At 51.9% G+C, this 16,723-nt stretch carries 14 protein-coding genes; all 14 read right to left on the reverse strand.

Translation table 11 applies throughout. From position 1 onward, the window contains the following. Positions 1-3: 3 nt before the first annotated feature. The 14 genes from B1728_RS11345 to B1728_RS11410 all read right to left on the reverse strand — a co-directional run bounded on the left by B1728_RS11345 (position 4) and on the right by B1728_RS11410 (position 16,649). Complete coding sequence (locus B1728_RS11345) at positions 4-789, reverse strand: Stp1/IreP family PP2C-type Ser/Thr phosphatase (RefSeq protein WP_079910330.1); 786 nt, start codon at positions 787-789, stop codon at positions 4-6. An 8-nt stretch (positions 790-797) separates the two neighbouring features. Then, a complete protein-coding gene (rlmN, locus tag B1728_RS11350; RefSeq protein ID WP_079910331.1) occupies positions 798-1,883 on the reverse strand; it encodes a dual-specificity RNA methyltransferase RlmN in 1,086 nt (361 codons plus the stop codon). Between the two features lie 65 nt (positions 1,884-1,948). After that, positions 1,949-3,328 carry a 16S rRNA (cytosine(967)-C(5))-methyltransferase RsmB gene (gene rsmB, locus B1728_RS11355; RefSeq protein ID WP_256865331.1) on the reverse strand — a complete coding sequence of 460 codons (1,380 nt, stop codon included), beginning with the start codon at positions 3,326-3,328 and terminating at the stop codon, positions 1,949-1,951. Positions 3,329-3,348: 20 nt separating this feature from the next. Continuing rightward, positions 3,349-4,308, reverse strand: coding sequence for a methionyl-tRNA formyltransferase (fmt, locus tag B1728_RS11360; protein WP_179135978.1), 960 nt, complete (start codon positions 4,306-4,308; stop codon positions 3,349-3,351). Continuing rightward, positions 4,305-4,781 carry a peptide deformylase gene (def, locus tag B1728_RS11365; protein WP_079910333.1) on the reverse strand — a complete coding sequence of 159 codons (477 nt, stop codon included), beginning with the start codon at positions 4,779-4,781 and terminating at the stop codon, positions 4,305-4,307. The genes fmt and def overlap by 4 nt, the downstream gene beginning before the upstream one ends. Positions 4,782-4,879: 98 nt before the next feature. Continuing rightward, on the reverse strand, positions 4,880-7,462 hold the full coding sequence (gene priA / locus B1728_RS11370) for a primosomal protein N' (RefSeq protein WP_079910334.1): 2,583 nt from the start codon (positions 7,460-7,462) through the stop codon (positions 4,880-4,882). After that, positions 7,462-8,673 carry a bifunctional phosphopantothenoylcysteine decarboxylase/phosphopantothenate--cysteine ligase CoaBC gene (gene coaBC, locus B1728_RS11375; protein WP_079910335.1) on the reverse strand — a complete coding sequence of 404 codons (1,212 nt, stop codon included), beginning with the start codon at positions 8,671-8,673 and terminating at the stop codon, positions 7,462-7,464. Before coaBC ends, priA begins: the two co-directional genes overlap by 1 nt. Before the next feature lie 59 nt (positions 8,674-8,732). Next, the gene (gene rpoZ / locus B1728_RS11380; protein ID WP_079910336.1) at positions 8,733-8,948 is read right to left on the reverse strand and encodes a DNA-directed RNA polymerase subunit omega; all 216 of its coding nucleotides are present in this window, start codon (positions 8,946-8,948) and stop codon (positions 8,733-8,735) included. Between the two features lie 2 nt (positions 8,949-8,950). After that, positions 8,951-9,571, reverse strand: a complete 621-nt coding sequence (gene gmk / locus B1728_RS11385; RefSeq protein WP_079910337.1) for a guanylate kinase — start codon at positions 9,569-9,571, stop codon at positions 8,951-8,953. Then, positions 9,561-9,821 carry an extracellular matrix/biofilm regulator RemA gene (gene remA / locus B1728_RS11390; RefSeq protein ID WP_009672664.1) on the reverse strand — a complete coding sequence of 87 codons (261 nt, stop codon included), beginning with the start codon at positions 9,819-9,821 and terminating at the stop codon, positions 9,561-9,563. Before remA ends, gmk begins: the two co-directional genes overlap by 11 nt. A 162-nt stretch (positions 9,822-9,983) precedes the next feature. Next, a complete protein-coding gene (locus B1728_RS11395) occupies positions 9,984-10,865 on the reverse strand; it encodes a YicC/YloC family endoribonuclease (protein WP_079910338.1) in 882 nt (293 codons plus the stop codon). 37 nt (positions 10,866-10,902) lie between these two features. Further along, entirely contained in the window at positions 10,903-12,810 is a 1,908-nt protein-coding gene (locus tag B1728_RS11400; RefSeq protein WP_079910339.1) for a bifunctional homocysteine S-methyltransferase/methylenetetrahydrofolate reductase, read from the reverse strand. Positions 12,811-12,847: 37 nt separating this feature from the next. Continuing rightward, on the reverse strand, positions 12,848-13,690 hold the full coding sequence (gene dapF / locus B1728_RS11405; protein ID WP_079910340.1) for a diaminopimelate epimerase: 843 nt from the start codon (positions 13,688-13,690) through the stop codon (positions 12,848-12,850). A 172-nt stretch (positions 13,691-13,862) separates the two neighbouring features. Continuing rightward, the gene (locus tag B1728_RS11410; protein WP_079910341.1) at positions 13,863-16,649 is read right to left on the reverse strand and encodes a calcium-translocating P-type ATPase, SERCA-type; all 2,787 of its coding nucleotides are present in this window, start codon (positions 16,647-16,649) and stop codon (positions 13,863-13,865) included. Positions 16,650-16,723: the final 74 nt, after the last annotated feature.

The raw sequence follows: 16,723 nt of genomic DNA on the forward strand, positions 1-16,723 counted from the left end.
CCATCACCCCGTTTCACCGTCAAAATGTTCCGCTTCTCCCGATAACGAATCAGCGGCATTACTGACCAACACCACGGTAATGTTGTCGTCGCCACCTGCCTCCAACGCCTCATTGATAAGCTTTTGAGCTTTATCCTCCAGAATTTCTTCTTCCCCATTGACCAGTCTTAAGAGCTGCTCACTGCTAACCAGAGAGCTTAATCCGTCGCTGCAGATCAGCAGTACATCTCCGGTTTGCCATTGGAAATCCTGAATATCCACTTCAATTGTTGATTCTGTACCAAGAGCTCTAGTCAGAACATTCCGGCGGGGATGATGAGTAGCCTCTTCACGGGTAATTTGTCCGTTCTTTACCAGCTCGTTAACTAAAGAGTGGTCTTCCGTCAGCTGCTCGATCGCGCCGCCGCTGATTCGGTAGGCTCTGCTGTCTCCGATATGTCCGATAACGACCGACTGCGTGTCAGCCAACACAGTAACGACAGTCGTACCCATGCCGTAGTAGTTTTCACGCTCAGAGGCCACATCAAAAATTTGCCGGTTCGCAAGCTCCACGGCTTGCTTAACCAGCTCCCGCCGCTGCTCGATAGTTGCATCGCGGGCAATGCTTTGCAATTCACTCTGAATAATATCCACAGCCATTTGACTGGCGACATCCCCCGCTTGATGTCCGCCCATTCCGTCGGCCACGATAGCCAAAACGAAACCGTTCAAATTTTCCTGAACAATCGCACGGTCTTCATTGACCATACGGACGCGCCCTACATCCGTTTGATTGGCCGTTTTCACCATGGTTCTCCTCACCTCGCACCTGACTCCATATGCTTGGCACGCAGCTGTCCGCATGCCGCAGCGATATCGCTTCCTTGTTCCCGGCGTATGGTTGCGTTAATTTTGTTACGTTCTAGTATACGCTGGAACGTAAAGATATCGTCCCTAGGCGTCCGCACATAATCCCGCTCCGACACGAAATTGACAGGGATCAGATTGACATGGGCCATAGGAAACTGCTTAAGTACCTCAGCCAGCTCCTCCGCATGCTCCGGACGATCGTTAACTCCGCCCATAAGCGCGTACTCGAACGTAATGCGCCGGCCGGTTTTGGCAACGTAATATTTACAGGCTTCAATAAGGTCAGCGAAAGGAAATCTGCGGTTGACCGGCATCAGCTTGGAACGGAGCTTATCGTTCGGCGCATGAATCGATATCGCAAGATTGATTTGCGTCTGTTCGTCGGCAAAGCGGTAAATGTTCGGTACGATCCCGCTTGTGGATACAGTGATATGCCGTTGCCCGATATTCAGCCCTTTGGGATGAATCATCACCTGCAAAAACTTCATCATCGCATCATAGTTTTCAAACGGCTCGCCGATCCCCATGATAACGATGCTGCTTACCCGCTCCCCAGTGGCATCAAGCAGCTGCTGGGCTTTTACCACCTGGGCGATAATCTCTCCGGGTGCCAGATTGCGTTTGAGCCCCGTTAAGGTCGATGCACAGAAGGTACAGCCAACTCTGCAGCCGACCTGAGTGGTTACGCACACGCTGTTGCCATAGCTATGCTTCATAATAACGGTCTCGATGGCGTTTTTATCCGTCAGTTCGAACAAAAACTTGACCGTACCGTCCTTCGACTGGTATTTGGCTACTTCCGTCAGGGTAACGAAATCAAACTGCTGGGTAAGCTTGTCTCGCAGCGTTTTGGACAAATTCGTCATTTCCTCGAAGCTTGATACTCTTTTCACATAGAGCCAATCGAAGATTTGCCCTGCGCGAAAAGCAGCCTCGCCATTAGCCTTCACCCACTCCTGCCATTCTTCCAATGACAAGTCGTAGACGTAAGGCTTGCTGTTCAACTGCTGCTCTTGTTTATTTGTCGATTCCAAAGTTTATCACAACCTGTTTGTCAATTAATCAATGCATACGTTTGATTTTACCATAGTTCTCGATGCTACGCTCGTTTTCGCATGGCGGCAATGAAGAAACCGTCCGATTGATGCTCATCGGGATAAATTTGCCGCATGCCGCCTTCCGTCAGTTCAAATTCAGGATGCTCCTGCAAAAACCGGCGCATCATGCCTTCATTTTCATTGTGCTCAATAGTACAGGTACTGTAAACAAGCACACCGCCAGGTTTTAGAAGCGAGTGTACTTCCGATAACAGCTCATGCTGGATTTCGCAGATGGGGCCGAGCTCTTGCTCCTGCTTCCCCCACTTCATATCTGGCTTGCGGCGAATCACTCCAAGACCGGAGCATGGCGCATCAAGCAGAATCCGGTCAAAGCTGCCAGGAGCAAATCGTTCCTTAAGCTTACGGGCATCGGAGGTAAGGGTTCGGACCGATTGAAGCCCCAGCCGCTCCGCTTGCTCGCGGATCAGCTTTTCCTTGTGCTCATGAATATCGCACGCCCATACTTCACCCTGATCGTCCATTTTCTCCGCTATGTGCATCGTCTTTCCGCCTGGCGCGGCACAGCAATCAAGCACCTTGTCCCCGGGTTTCGGATCTACGGCTTCCGCTACGAGCATCGAGCTCTCGTCCTGTATGGAGAAAAGCCCTTCCGCGAACCAAGGCGTTAGGGCCATATTCCCGCCGCCTTTCACCACAACTCCCGCAGGTGCTAATTCGGATGGCTCCGCCTCATAGCCCGCTTCACGCAGCCGCTCGACCAATTCGTCACGGCTCAGCTTGGCGGTATTGGCTCGAAGGCTGACCCGGGGAGGGATATTGTTTACCTCGCAAATTCGCTCCGTACGCTCCTCTCCCAGCTGACGAATCCACCGCTTGACCATCCATTCAGGATGGGAATGCTTCAGCGAGATCCGTTCTACTGGCGGCAGCTTATCCGGGATCGTGAGCGTATCCTTCTGCCGGATCACGTTGCGCAGCACGCCGTTCACCATGCCGGAAATGCCCTGGTGCCCCTTCTTCTTCGCAAGATTGACCGCTTCATTAACTACGGCATGGTCAGGGATTCGATCCAGATACATCATTTGGTAAAAGCTCATTCTTAGCAAGCTTCTTACCCATGGCTGCAGCTTGGCCATGCCTTTGGCAACAAAACGCTCCAGAAAATAGTCGATCGTATTCAAGCGTTGAAGAGTCCCGTAGACAATCTCCGTTGCCAGGCCTGCATCGGCTCTGTCCAATCCGTATTTTTGCAGCGTCTGATGAAGCAGCAGGTTGCTGTACGATCGGTCCTGCTCTGTACGCACGAGCACGTCTAACGCAGCTTCTCTTGCTGTACCAGTCTTTGCTGCCGATTTTCCTCCATGCTGCGCCCGACTGCCGTTGCCGGCTTTCTTGCTAGCCCCAATGCTTTTATTCACTATGCGTTATCCTCCTGCTTTTATTGCGCTGCAATGCCTAATACGGTTCCCAAGGCCAGTTGTCCGCCGCGTATCCACTGGGCCGCATCCATTGCTTTTTTACCCGCAGGCTGCAGCTCGGTAATCGTGATGGTTCCGCTGCCGGTGACCACAACGATCCCTTCTTCGCCCATGCTTACTACTGTACCGGGCTGGCTGTTGTCCGTACGGGGCGATGCTTGTCCTGCCTCCGGCTTGCGGCAGCTCCAGATCTTCAACACTTCCCCGTTCCACAGCGTATAGGCTCCCGGGCGAGGATTTAGCCCTCTAACCTGATTCCAAATGGCCAAAGCAGGCTGATGCCAATCAATCAATTCCTGCTCCCTCGTTATATTAGGCGAGTATATCGCTTCTGATTCATTCTGCGGCACCGCCTGGATTCGGCCCGCTATCAGATCAGGCAGTGTCTCGGTAAGCAGCTTTGCCCCTGCAATGCTTAGCTTCTCAAACATCGAGCCTTGCGTATCCGTATCCTCAATGCGAACCTCGACCTTGCTGATCATATCGCCGGTATCCAGGCCTTCAGCCATATACATGATGGTCACTCCCGTAACCTCATCCCCGTTCATGATAGCGTGGTGAATAGGCGCGCCTCCGCGGTATTTGGGGAGAAGGGATGCATGGATATTAATGCAGCCATGCTTCGGAAGCTCCAACACCGATTTAGGCAGGATTTGACCATAGGCCGCCGTAACGATAAGGTCGGGCTGCAGCTGCTTCAGCTCCTCGACGGATTCGGGCCTTCTTAATCTCTCGGGCTGCAGGACAGAGATGCCATGCTTCAGCGCTTCAACCTTGACGGGCGTAGGCGTCAAAATACGCTTGCGCCCAACCGGACGATCCGGTTGGGTCACAACGCCGACAACGTTAATTCCGTTATCTAACAGGGCTTGAAGAGACGGTACGGCAAATTCCGGCGTCCCCATAAAGACTACTCTCATGATTCACCACCATGCTCATTGCGGTACATTGCTTCCGCAAGGTCGGTATAAAGAACGCCGTTCAAATGGTCAACCTCATGAAGGATGCAGCGGGCCAATAAATCCGTCCCTTCAATAACAATCTCATTGCCGTCACGGTCTAGTCCTTTTACTTTCACTCGTTGAGCTCTACGAACATCGCCGGTCTTCCCTGGAATACTCAAGCACCCCTCCGGACCGAATTGCTCCCCTTCCTTCTCAATCACTTCAGGGTTAATAAGCTCGATCAGCCCATGCTCGTCGCCGACGTCCATTACGATTACACGTTTCAATATGCCGATTTGCGGTGCCGCCAGGCCAACGCCTTCCGCGTCATACATCGTATCGGCCATATCGTTAAGCAGCTTATGAATGTTAGCATTGATCTTGGTCACCGGCTTGCTGATCTCACGAAGCACCGGGTCAGGATCTTTTACAATAATACGAATTGCCATTAGGAACACACCTTTCTTAAGTAAGGGTGATGATAAAGTACGTCATCACATGCACATGTTGAATCTGTTGGATCTATGGTATGGGATAAGAACGAATATCACATCAATACTTGCGGGTCCACATCCACGCTAATGGTAAGCTTGTGCTGCTTCTCCATATCCTCGAATGCGGATACCGCACGCCGTACAAGTCCGGATATGGTAGCTTCTCCACGATATTTTATCATGCATTGAAATCGATATCTATCTTTGATTCGGGCAATGGGCGATGCGACCGGGCCCAATATTTCAACCGGAAGCGGGTGCAGCTCCTTGGCAAGCTCCTTCAGCCGGGCAGCCAAAGCTTCCGCCGTCCTCATCAGTAACGGGATCTGTTCATGGCTCATCGTGATCAGAATCAGCCTGTGAAACGGAGGATACTCATGCAGCTTGCGAAGCGTCATTTCCCTCTCCATAAAGCTGCCATAATCATGCCTGCTGGCACTGATAATGCTGTAATGCTCAGGCGCATAGGTCTGAACGAACACCTCTCCGGGAAGCTCATGCCTGCCCGCTCTCCCCGCCACCTGCGTCAGCAGCTGGAACGTACGCTCCGCTGCCCGGAAATCCGGCAGATTCAATACCGTATCCGCAGCCAAAGCCCCAACCAGAGTAACATGAGGAAAATCAAGCCCCTTTGCTACCATCTGGGTACCAAGCAGTACATCCGCCTGCCGGTTGCGGAACATGGTCAGCCACTTTTCATGGGAGCCCTTCTCCGTTGTCGTATCGACATCCATGCGAATGACCCGGATGCCCGGAAACAGCTTGCCGAGTTCTTCCTCCACACGTTGGGTTCCTGTACCGAAATGACGAATATGCTCGCTGCTGCAGGACGGACAAACCGTCAACTCGCGCTCGGCATACCCGCAGTAATGACAGCGGATCGCACGCGAGCTTTGATGGTAAGTCAAAGAAATATCGCAATGCGGGCATTGAGCCACATATCCGCAGGTGCGGCACATCACGAATGTGGAGTATCCCCGGCGGTTCAATAGCAAAACAATCTGTTCTTTCTTGTGTAACCGTTCTTCAATCGCTTTATACAAGCCGCGGCTAAACATGGAGCGATTGCCGTTTCGGAGCTCCTCCCTCATGTCAATAATCTGCACTTTGGGAAGAGGCCTTCCTTCAACCCGATTATGCATCGTCAGCAGTTCAAAACGAACGCGATCTTTTTTTACACGCTGTATGGCAGGCGTATCCGAAGCACTTTCCGCATCATCAAAAAGCGGCAGACTTTGAACCTCTACCGTTTCTGCTTGCTGACGGACCTCCGGTGCCGATACAGGAAGCGTTCCGTACATGCTTTCAAGGGATGGAGTAGCTGAACCCAGGACAACTGCCGCATCGTGCTGTGAAGCGCGAGCGACAGCGACATCCCTGGCATGATATTTGGGGCTCTCCTCCTGCTTATACGAAGATTCGTGCTCTTCATCAATAATGATCAGGCCGATTTGGGTAAAAGGAGCAAAGATCGCCGATCTGGCCCCAATGACGACGCGTACCTGCTTAAGCATGATTTTGCGCCACTCATCATAACGCTCTCCATGGGACAGACGGCTGTGAAGCACTGCCACAAGATCGCCGAAACGTCCTTTGAACCGTTCCACCATTTGAGGGGTCAGCGAGATTTCCGGAACGAGAACGATCGCTTCCCGCCCTTGATCGAGGCAGGTTTGAATCGATTGCAAATACACTTCTGTTTTTCCGCTGCCGGTAACCCCGTGAAGCAGAAACACTCTATGCTCACGGTTTGTGACCGCCTGAGCGATTTTGCCGAACACCTGCTGCTGTTCGGGCATTAAAGGCAGCGGCTCCGTTCTGTTGAATTTTCTCTTTGCATAAGGGTCGCGGAATACTTCGACCTCTTTAATGGTAAGCCATCCCTTATCCGCCAGGCTCTTCACCGTACTTGCGCTGATTCCGAGCTCATTCAATAGCTCCGTTAGCTTGATCGGGTAAGGGTGCTCCGCCAAATACAGCAGCACTTCCTTTTGCTTGCCCGCTCTTGCCGGCAGCTCCCTTTCCCATTCCAGCAGCCGTTCAGGCTCATCCGGCGGAAACACTGTCAGTACTTTTTTGGCTGCCATCCGGTCTTTGATCATTTGCATTTCAATCAGAAGCCCTTCTTCGATCAATTGCTTGATCTCAGCCCCGGAGGAGCTGAATTTTTGAAGAAGAGCTCCCATTTCTACGGAACCTTTTTCGCGTACAAACCGGATAATCTCTTGCTGCACCGGAAGAAGCAGAACATGCTGACCGTTTGCCGGAATCACTGAAGTGTCTGCCGCAGCCACATGCCGTTCATATTTGGCCTTTAAAGCGCCGGGAATCATTGCTTGCAAGGCAGTGATCTCGTTGCACAGGTAAGTCTGGCTAATCCAATGTGCCAGTGCAACCAAATCCGGAGTTAATGGGGGATACAGATCCATAACCTCTTCAATAGGCTTTACTTTACCGGGATCAATATCCGATCGTTGATGCAGCTCGACGACGAACCCCTGCAGCTTGCGCGGGCCAAACGGGACGCCGACCCGGCTTCCGACAGCCACCCACTCCCGCATGGCTTCGGGAACAAAATAATCGAAAGCGCGGTTAGTTTGCTTGGCCGGGACGTCCACTATGACTTTTGCGTACATCAGTTCGCCTTATCTCCCTTCTTGATCCGTTCCGCCACATGGACTAGCAGATTCCTGGCTACTTCCAGTTTGCTCATGACCGGAAGAGCCTCGACCAGTCCGTTATTATCGTAAATTCGAACCACATTCGTGTCCGTGCCGAATCCGGCCCCTTCTTGAGTCACGTCGTTAGCGACGAGCAAATCGCAGTTTTTGCGTTTCAGCTTATCAATAGCATGCTCGTCAATGCGCTCCGTTTCCGCGGCGAAGCCAACGATATACTGATGCGTCTTAAGACTGCCGATTGTCTGCAAAATATCCGGATTTTTCACGAGCTTCAGTGTCATTTCCTCGTCCTGTTTCTTGATCTTCTGCTTTGCCTGCTCCGCAGGACGATAATCGGCTACAGCCGCAGCCTTAATAAGAATATCCGTATCCGGCATTCTGGACACAACCGCTTCCAGCATGTCTTGGGCAGACTCTATGCGCACGGTGCGAATTCCTTCAGGAAGCGCAGCCGACGCCTTACCGACTACCAAAGTGACATCCGCTCCCATACTCCGGGCCGCTTCTGCAATGGCAAAGCCCATTTTCCCAGAGGAATCGTTGGTCAAGTAACGTACCGGATCAATCCGCTCGACGGTTCCCCCTGCCGTAACAAGCAGCTTCTTTCCTTGCAGCAGCTTACGATCCGCAAAAAAACGCTCGATAGCCGCAACGATTTGTTCCGGCTCCTCCAGCCTTCCTTTGCCGACATAGCCGCAAGCCAGTTGTCCGGTTCCCGGCTCAATAAACCGTACCCCGCGATCGGCTAACGTACGCATATTGGCCTGGACGGCCGGATGGCCATACATATGTACATTCATTGCCGGAGCAACAAAGATCGGAGCCGTCGTTGCAAGCAGTGTTGTACTGAGCATGTCATCTGCCAGACCTTGAGCCATCTTGGCGATGATATTCGCCGTTGCAGGCGCAACAACGACCAAATCGGCGCGATCGGCCAAATCGATATGCGAAACAACCGATGCATCCTTCTCGTCGAACGTATCCACAATCACATCATGCCGGGATAGCGTTTGAAAGGTCAGCGGCGCAATAAAGCGAGTCGCCGATTCCGTCATGATCACTCTGACATCCGCACCTGCCTGCTTAAGCTTGCTGCAGATAGCAGCCGCTTTATAAGCGGCGATGCCTCCGCTGACACCTAAAAGTATCGTCTTACCGTTCAGCATCCGGTCCACCTCCCGATATTCGAGAAAAAAATAACAACCACGAGGGTTGTTGGTAAAGGTTACTTCACTGATTCTTTATTTTGCAGCTTCTCGTAAGAAATGTGATCTTCATAAATTTCTTCCAGCGCCAGACCGACAAATTTATGCGATCTTTTGTTGCGAACCTCGGTTTTGGAACCGTCGCGAAGCATTCTGGCCCGCTTGGCTGCCGCTACTACTAACGAATATTTACTGTCTACTTTGTCCAGCAATTTATCGATTGAAGGATATAACATGCTTAGTTCACCTCTGCCATCCATTGTTTGATTTTATTAACGACTCTTTCTTTACGGCAATGCTCTGATACGATAATCGACTGAATCCTGGAACAGGCATTCTCCACACGATCGTTAACGATTGCGTAATCATAATGCTCCATTAGACGAATCTCATCCATGGCGACCGACATCCGGTTGCGGATGGATTCCTCAGACTCTGTCCCCCGGCCGACAATGCGGTTCTCAAGCTCATCCATGGAAGGAGGCAACAGGAAAATAAATACGCCTTCCGGGAACTTTTGCTTCACCTTCAGCGCACCCTGCACTTCGATTTCGAGGATGATGTCGTTACCGGCATTTAATGTGTCTTCCACGAATTTTCTTGGGGTGCCATAATAATTTCCGACGTATTCCGCCCATTCCAGCATCTGATCCTCTTCGATCAGCTTCTGGAACTGCTCTCTCGTCTTAAAGAAATAGTTTACTCCGTCCACTTCCCCTTGCCTTGGCTCACGGGTAGTGGCGGATACCGAATAGATCAGCTCGGGTGCGCATTGTCTTAACGCCTTGCATACTGTTCCCTTGCCTACTCCGGATGGACCCGAAAGTACAATTAAGATTCCCTTTTCCTTACTCGTCATGATCATCGTCCTTATTAGAAAGTCGATGGGCCACCGTTTCTGGCTGCACAGCAGACAAGATGACATGATCGCTGTCCGTTATAATCACTGCACGCGTACGGCGGCCGTAGGTTGCATCAATCAGCATGTGACGGTCGCGCGCTTCTTGGATAATTCTTTTGATAGGCGCGGATTCCGGACTCACGATGGAAATGATTCGGTTAGCGGATACGATGTTACCGAATCCGATATTAATAAGTTTGATTGCCATCTTGTTTCCTCCTAAGAGCTTTCCCGAACGGGAAGTACATCGTAAGCTCAGCAGATGATATTGAAAAGGATGTCTGCACTCATGAACATCGTCTGAGCTTCTCCACAGGTAAAGCCTACATCGTAAAGCATAACCCAAGCCTGCTGTCGCAAAACGTGGTTGTTACTCAATATTTTGAATCTGCTCTCTCATTTTCTCCAGCTCCGCCTTCATTTCAACTACGATGGCGGTAAGACCGGCATGATTGGCTTTGGAGCCGATGGTGTTCACTTCTCTATTCATTTCCTGAACTAGAAAATCCAGCTTCCTACCTATCGGCTCTGGCGAGCTTAGCAGCTGCCTGCACTGCTGAAAATGACTAAGCAGTCTTGTTATTTCTTCATCCACATTGGCACGGTCCGCAAACACGGCTACCTCCGTTGCCAGCCGCACTTCATCAATCACAGGCTGCTGCATCAGCTCCTGAATTCGGGCACGCAGCTTGACAGCATAATCCTGCACAGCCTGAGGCGATAATCGGCGCGCCTGCTCAAGGTATAATTCCAGAGCCTGCACGCGCTGCAGCGTATCTTCCCCTAAATGGGCTCCCTCCAAGGTACGCATCTGGATGAGCTGCTGAACCGCTTCTTGAACACACAGTGTCCATTCGCGCTCCATATCCTCTTCGGCTGCTTCATCCGTCTCACGGAACGTTATCAGCTCAGGTATGCGCAGGTAGTCTTGAAGCGCCAATGAGCCTTCCAATCCGAACTTTGCCTTCAACTGATCGGCCGCTGAACGATATGCCTCAGCTGCTACCCAGTTGATCTCCATGGAACCGGCTGCATCCGTCTTCCGCTCCACCGACACAAATACGTCTACGCGGCCGCGCTTGATTTCCTGCTGAACGACGCGCTTTACGAGGTCTTCATATTTCATCCATTCTCGGGGCATCCGGACTTGCACTTCACAATAGCGGTGATTGACGGATTTCACGTCCATCTGAACATGGTAACCCGCAAAGGAACGATTTGCTTGTCCGAATCCGGTCATACTGCGAACCATGGCATTCACATCCATTATTCTATATTAATTCATTTTGTCAATGGGTACAAGTGGAAACTGCCCGGCCGGATTTCTCCCACACATAGTTCGTCAGCTGTACCGTCATTTCATAGGAAAGGAACGGCGTCATCAAATAAATACCGTTAAAATATTTCATCGCCGTATCCAGCAATTCTTTGGCGATTTGTACCCCCATAGCGCGGCCTTCTTCACCCTTCAGCTCTCCCATCCTCTGACGCACGTCGTCGGACAATTGAATTCCGGGCACCTCGTTATGGAGATAGGTTGCATTGCCTCCGCTTGCCAGAGGCATGATTCCGATAAAAATAGGAACGGATAAGTGCTTCGTCGCTTCATATATTTTTTCTATTAATTCCGCATTATAAACAGGCTGCGTCATAATATAATCCGCGCCCGCCTCAATTTTGCGCTCCAGCCTTTGGACGGCTTTGTCCAAATATTTGACGTTAGGATTAAATGCGGCTCCGACAATAAAATTAGCCGTCTTCTTCAGTGCCTTGCCCGAGAAGGCGACTCCTTCGTTCAACTGCTTGATCATACGGATGATTTCGAACGAAGTCAAGTCGTACACCGAGCTGGAGCCGGGCAAATCGCCGAATCGCGCAGGGTCGCCTGTTACAGCAAGTACATGGTCGATTCCAAGTGCGTGGAGACCCATCATGTGCGACTGGGTTCCGATCATATTCCGGTCGCGGCACGCGATATGAATCAGCGGTCGCAGGCCTGTCTGTTCTTTGACCAAATAACCGAGAGCCAAGTTGCTCATCCGGGTTACGGCGAGGGAATTATCCGCCATCGTTAATGCATCGACGCGGGCTTCTTTCAGCGCTTGGGCGCCTTGCATAAATTTGGTGATATCCAAATCCCTCGGAGGATCCAGCTCTACAATGACAGTATGGCGCTGTTTGACCAGCTCCACGATGTTGGGCTCCTGATTGGAAGCTCCTCCATCCGGAAACGGTGCGAACTGGAGCTCGGCCGCCTTCGATTTCTCTTGCTCTGCCGACGACACAGTCCCCGCGTTCTGCAAGCGGGTCACTTTTGTCGCATCCGGTGTGTACTCATGCAGCGATTGCGCCATTGCAGCAACATGCTCTGGAGTCGTACCGCAGCATCCTCCGATGATCCGGACGCCCAGATCGGCAAACTTGAGCGCCGTCTCGGCAAAATATTGCGGTGTCGCCGCATACGTAAACCGCCCGTCCACATAATCCGGTATTCCCGCATTCGGGAATACCGAATACGGAAGCGGATCGCTCATTCCGGCCACCTTTTCAAGCGAACGGAGCAAGCCGTTAGGACCGCTTCGGCAGTTAAAGCCGACGACGTCCGCTCCATGCTGCTTCAGCTTGGCGAAGGCTTCCGGCAGCGTCACGCCGTCGTGGGTCGTCCCGGTGCCTTCCGTGGCAAACTGGCAGATGACGGGAATGTCGCTCAGCTTGCGAATGATTTTGAGCGCAATCAGCATTTCTTCCAGATCATAAAACGATTCCAGAAGCAGACCGTCGACCTGCGTATCAAGCAGTATTTCGATTTGCTGGCGTATATCTTCCTTTACCTTTGTTGTCCGCACATTTTTTCTTTTGCCGGCACGTATCGACCCGATCGCTCCGACGACGTAAGCATCTTTTCCGACCGCTTTACGGGCAAGCTCTACACCTGCGCGGTTAATAGCCTCTACGTCCTGCTCCAGACCGTACTTGGACAGCTTTTCGCGATTGGCAGAAAAGGTATTCGTTTCAATAAGCCGCGCGCCCGCCTCGTAATAACGGCGATGGACGTCCATAATAACATCCGGCTTTAACAGATTCAATTCCTCATAGGAAATTCCAACCGGAAACCCCAATTGGTACAAATAAGTCCCCATGGCTCCATCGCCGACCAATATATGCTGACGGAGCGCTTCTCTCAACTCAAGCTTCATTATCTTCCGCCTCGCTTTTCCCCAATAAATGCGCTCATTACAATGTTACGGTGCCTTCGAACACTTGCTCCGCCGGACCGGTCATGAACACGTGATTGCTTGCCTCGTCCCATTCTATGAATAAATCCCCGCCTTTTAAGGAAACCGTGGCCGAACGCTCCGACTTACCGTTCAGAACGGAGGCAACCAGCGTCGCACAGGCTCCAGTTCCGCAAGCGAGCGTCGGTCCCGCTCCCCGCTCCCATACTCGCATATCCATAGCGACGGGGGATTTGACCGTTACAAATTCTACGTTGACGCGGCGAGGAAACATAGGATGCACTTCAAGCTTGGGTCCCCAAGCGGCCAAGTCAAAGCCTACGGCATCCTCCACATAGATTACGCAGTGAGGATTCCCCATCGAAACGGCTGTAAACGCAAACTGGCGTCCGTCTACTTCGATAGGGTGGTTCAATACGACATCGAGGTCGAGCGCCGTCGGCACTTCCGTTCCTTTTAATATCGGCGCCCCCATATCTACGCGGACTGCTGTCACCTTCCCATTATCAACCGTGAGCTGCACTTGTTGAGCTCCCGCTCCGATCGTTTCCACCGTGATCTCCCGTCTATCAGGGTCGACCAGACCATGCTCGTAAATATATTTGGCAACACAGCGAACTGCATTGCCGCATTGTTCGGATTCAGAGCCGTCCGAATTTATAATTCTCATCTTGTAATCCGCTATTTCTGAAGGAAGTATATATACTAAACCGTCTGCCCCGATTCCGAAAAACCGGCTGCACAGCCGGACCGCAAGCTGGCTCGCATCGGCAGGGAGTTCCTTTTCTCCTCCGACAACGATAAAATCATTCCCGAGTCCATGCATTTTTGTAAAGTTCATTGCTTCTCCCCTGCTTTCTATCCTACTCCCGTATTCTTTTGGTTTAGCCATTATCATAACGCAAAAACAAGGTAATGCATAGTTTTTCCGCAAAATTTTAACCGATTTCGGGCTAAAAAGCAAAAAACCGGCTCATGGGCATTTTTCCCATCGCCGGTCTTGCGGAATCTGTTTATCTTGCCACCGGTTTGGCGCTGCCGTAACGGATCGGTTTGCGCTTGGACGGCTTGCTCATCAGGCTGCCGAAGCCCATGAAGAACGTCGGAATACCTGCGAAAATCAATACAATAATCCAATCCTTCCACCCGAGCGGAACGGTTTTGAAAATCGGCTGAAGCTGCTCTACATACAATACCGCCAGCATAAGGATCAGCGATGAAACGACAGCGAGCACCAGGTAGCCGTTCTGAAGCGGATTGCGGTGGAAGATCGAGCGGGAGCTGCGGCAGTCAAAGACATGAATCAGCTGAGCCATAACCAACGTAGCGAAGGCAACCGTCTGAGCTTTTACCAGTACGTCCGCCTCATTCTTGCCTCCTTGATGGAGCATGATCATGAACGCGGCCAAGGTACATACGCCGATCAGAATCCCGCGGCTAATAATTTTCCAGCCAAGACGCCGGGCAAATATATTTTCCCTTGCCGGGCGCGGCTTTTGCTGCATGAGATCCTTTTCCGCCTGGTCGACGCCGAGAGCCATTGCCGGAAGACCGTCTGTCACCAGATTGACCCACAAAATCTGAATCGGAATTAACGGCAGCGGAAGACCTGCCATCATAGCAAGAAACATGGTCATAATCTCGCCTACATTGGATGCGAGCAAATAACGGATAAACTTGCGGATGTTCTCATAAATTCCGCGCCCTTCCTCTATTGCTGCCACTATCGTTGCAAAGTTATCGTCACTAAGCACAAGCGCCGAAGCTTCCTTCGATACGTCCGTGCCGCTGATGCCCATCGCTATCCCGATATCCGCCGCTTTAATAGCAGGCGCGTCGTTAACGCCATCCCCCGTCATCGCGACAACATGACCTTTTCTTTGCAGCGACTTCACGATTCGCAGCTTGTGCTCAGGGGATACCCGCGCATACACGTAGGTATCGTCAACCCGAGCGTCCAGATCGTCGTCCGACATCTGACTCAGCTGATGACCGTTGAGTGCCAGTCCACCGTTAGGCGGGAGAATGCCCAGCTGCTTGGCGATGGCTTCGGCTGTGGACTGATGATCCCCTGTAATCATGACCGTCTTGATGCCCGCCTTGCGGCATTTGGAGATGGCATCTCGTACTTCCTTGCGAGGCGGGTCGATCATTCCGGCCAAACCGATGAAGATGAGTCCGCTTTCGACCTCCTCCTCTGCATCGCAGCGCTCTGTAGGCTTAACATCACGGTAAGCCACGCCGAGAACACGGAGCGCGTTGTTTGCCATGCCTTCGTTGGCTGCCAGCACCTTTTGCTTCAGTGTCGTTGTAAACGGAATCACTCTATCGTCCCACAGGACATAGGAGCATTGATTCAGAAGCACGTCGGGTGCCCCCTTCGTGCATACCATTCGGCCGCCTTGATGCTCCACAAGCACCGACATGCGCTTGCGCTCCGAATCAAAAGGATATTCCCCTACACGCCTGTACAAGCCTTCGATGGACTGCTGCGTCATCCCGGCCTTCGCTCCGAGAACGACAAGCGCTCCCTCGGTCGGGTCTCCTTTGATATTCCATGAAGAAACCGGCGTATCTTCCTCCTGCTTCTTTCTTTTGGTCTCCTGCTTTTCTTCAACAAGTACCGCATTATTACACAGCACCGATACTTGAAGAAGTCTCCGCAGCATCTGGTTTTTCTTTAGATTGACTTGGGCTCCTTTTTGAAGAATGTCACCATGCGGGGCGTATCCGTCCCCGGTTACCTCCAACAGGCTGCCCCCCAGCCACAGATGAGTGACCGTCATCTTATTTTGTGTCAGGGTGCCCGTCTTATCGGAACATATGACCGATGCGCAGCCCAGCGTTTCGACGGAAGGCAGCTTCCTTACGATCGCCTTGCGCTGAATCATCCGCTGCACGCCCAATGCCAGCGCGATGGTAACGATAGCGGGAAGCCCTTCAGGAATGGCGGCCACCGCCAAGCTGACTCCAGCCAAGAACATGCCGTATGGCTCTTGTCCATGCACGATACCTGCTACGACAACAAGAACGGTCAGCGCCAAAGCGACGATGATTAGTATTTTGCCGAGCTGCTCCAAACGATGCTGAAGAGGCGTATCCATGGATTCCGTGCTTTGAATCAAATCGGCGATTTTCCCCATTTCCGTATTCATTCCGGTACGTACAACAATTCCTTTGGCCGTTCCGCGCGTAATCATCGTTCCCATGAAGCCGAGATTCCGCTGATCTCCAAGCGGCACCTCTTCAGCTTGAAGCGCAGCTGTGTGCTTGCCAACAGGCACCGATTCTCCGGTCAGCGCCGATTCCTCCACGTACAAGCCGTTGGCGTCGATAAACCTCAGATCGGCAGGGATCCGGTCCCCGCTTTCCATGACGACGACATCGCCGGGAACAAGGTGCTTGGCCGGAATATGCTCGATCAATCCGCCCCGCACGACCTTCGCGTTTGGTGCCGAAAGCTCCTTGAGAGCACGAAGCGACCGTTCGGCACGGAACTCCTGAATAAAGCCCAGAATACCGTTCATGATGATAATGGCGATAATGGTGATCGCATCCAAATATTCTCCCAGGAGCCCGGAAATTAACGTCGCCCCCATCAGCACCAGCACCATGAAATCTTTAAACTGGTTTAGGAAAAGGGAGAGCGGCGATATTTTCTTCCCCTCGGACAGTTCATTGTGACCATGCTCCTTTAATCGCCTCTCCGCCTCTTCTGAAGAGAGCCCCTGTGACGGTTCGATCTGCTGGATTTGCAGAATTTCCTCAGCCGTCATTTGATACCACTGCTTGTGACCCATCTGCTCATTCCCTCCCAAAAGGTTGTACCAAAAAGGTTGTTACGATGCCTCCCCTGTTCGGAACATCACCACAA

Origin of the sequence: Paenibacillus sp. 32352 (genome assembly GCF_002042965.1) — a bacterium.
Taxonomy (GTDB): Bacteria; Bacillota; Bacilli; order Paenibacillales; family NBRC-103111; genus Paenibacillus_S; species Paenibacillus_S vulneris.

What these genes read in the sequence shown, in the direction of transcription:
- B1728_RS11345 (WP_079910330.1), bottom strand. Translation starts at nt 789, where the DNA reads ATGGTGAAAACGGCCAATCAAACGGATGTAGGGCGCGTCCGTATGGTC.
- fmt (WP_179135978.1), bottom strand. Translation starts at nt 4,308, where the DNA reads ATGAGAGTAGTCTTTATGGGGACGCCGGAATTTGCCGTACCGTCTCTT.
- def (WP_079910333.1), bottom strand. Translation starts at nt 4,781, where the DNA reads ATGGCAATTCGTATTATTGTAAAAGATCCTGACCCGGTGCTTCGTGAG.
- priA (WP_079910334.1), bottom strand. Translation starts at nt 7,462, where the DNA reads ATGTACGCAAAAGTCATAGTGGACGTCCCGGCCAAGCAAACTAACCGC.
- coaBC (WP_079910335.1), bottom strand. Translation starts at nt 8,673, where the DNA reads ATGCTGAACGGTAAGACGATACTTTTAGGTGTCAGCGGAGGCATCGCC.
- rpoZ (WP_079910336.1), bottom strand. Translation starts at nt 8,948, where the DNA reads ATGTTATATCCTTCAATCGATAAATTGCTGGACAAAGTAGACAGTAAA.
- gmk (WP_079910337.1), bottom strand. Translation starts at nt 9,571, where the DNA reads ATGACGAGTAAGGAAAAGGGAATCTTAATTGTACTTTCGGGTCCATCC.
- remA (WP_009672664.1), bottom strand. Translation starts at nt 9,821, where the DNA reads ATGGCAATCAAACTTATTAATATCGGATTCGGTAACATCGTATCCGCT.
- B1728_RS11395 (WP_079910338.1), bottom strand. Translation starts at nt 10,865, where the DNA reads ATGGTTCGCAGTATGACCGGATTCGGACAAGCAAATCGTTCCTTTGCG.
- B1728_RS11400 (WP_079910339.1), bottom strand. Translation starts at nt 12,810, where the DNA reads ATGAAGCTTGAGTTGAGAGAAGCGCTCCGTCAGCATATATTGGTCGGC.
- dapF (WP_079910340.1), bottom strand. Translation starts at nt 13,690, where the DNA reads ATGAACTTTACAAAAATGCATGGACTCGGGAATGATTTTATCGTTGTC.
- B1728_RS11410 (WP_079910341.1), bottom strand. Translation starts at nt 16,649, where the DNA reads ATGGGTCACAAGCAGTGGTATCAAATGACGGCTGAGGAAATTCTGCAA.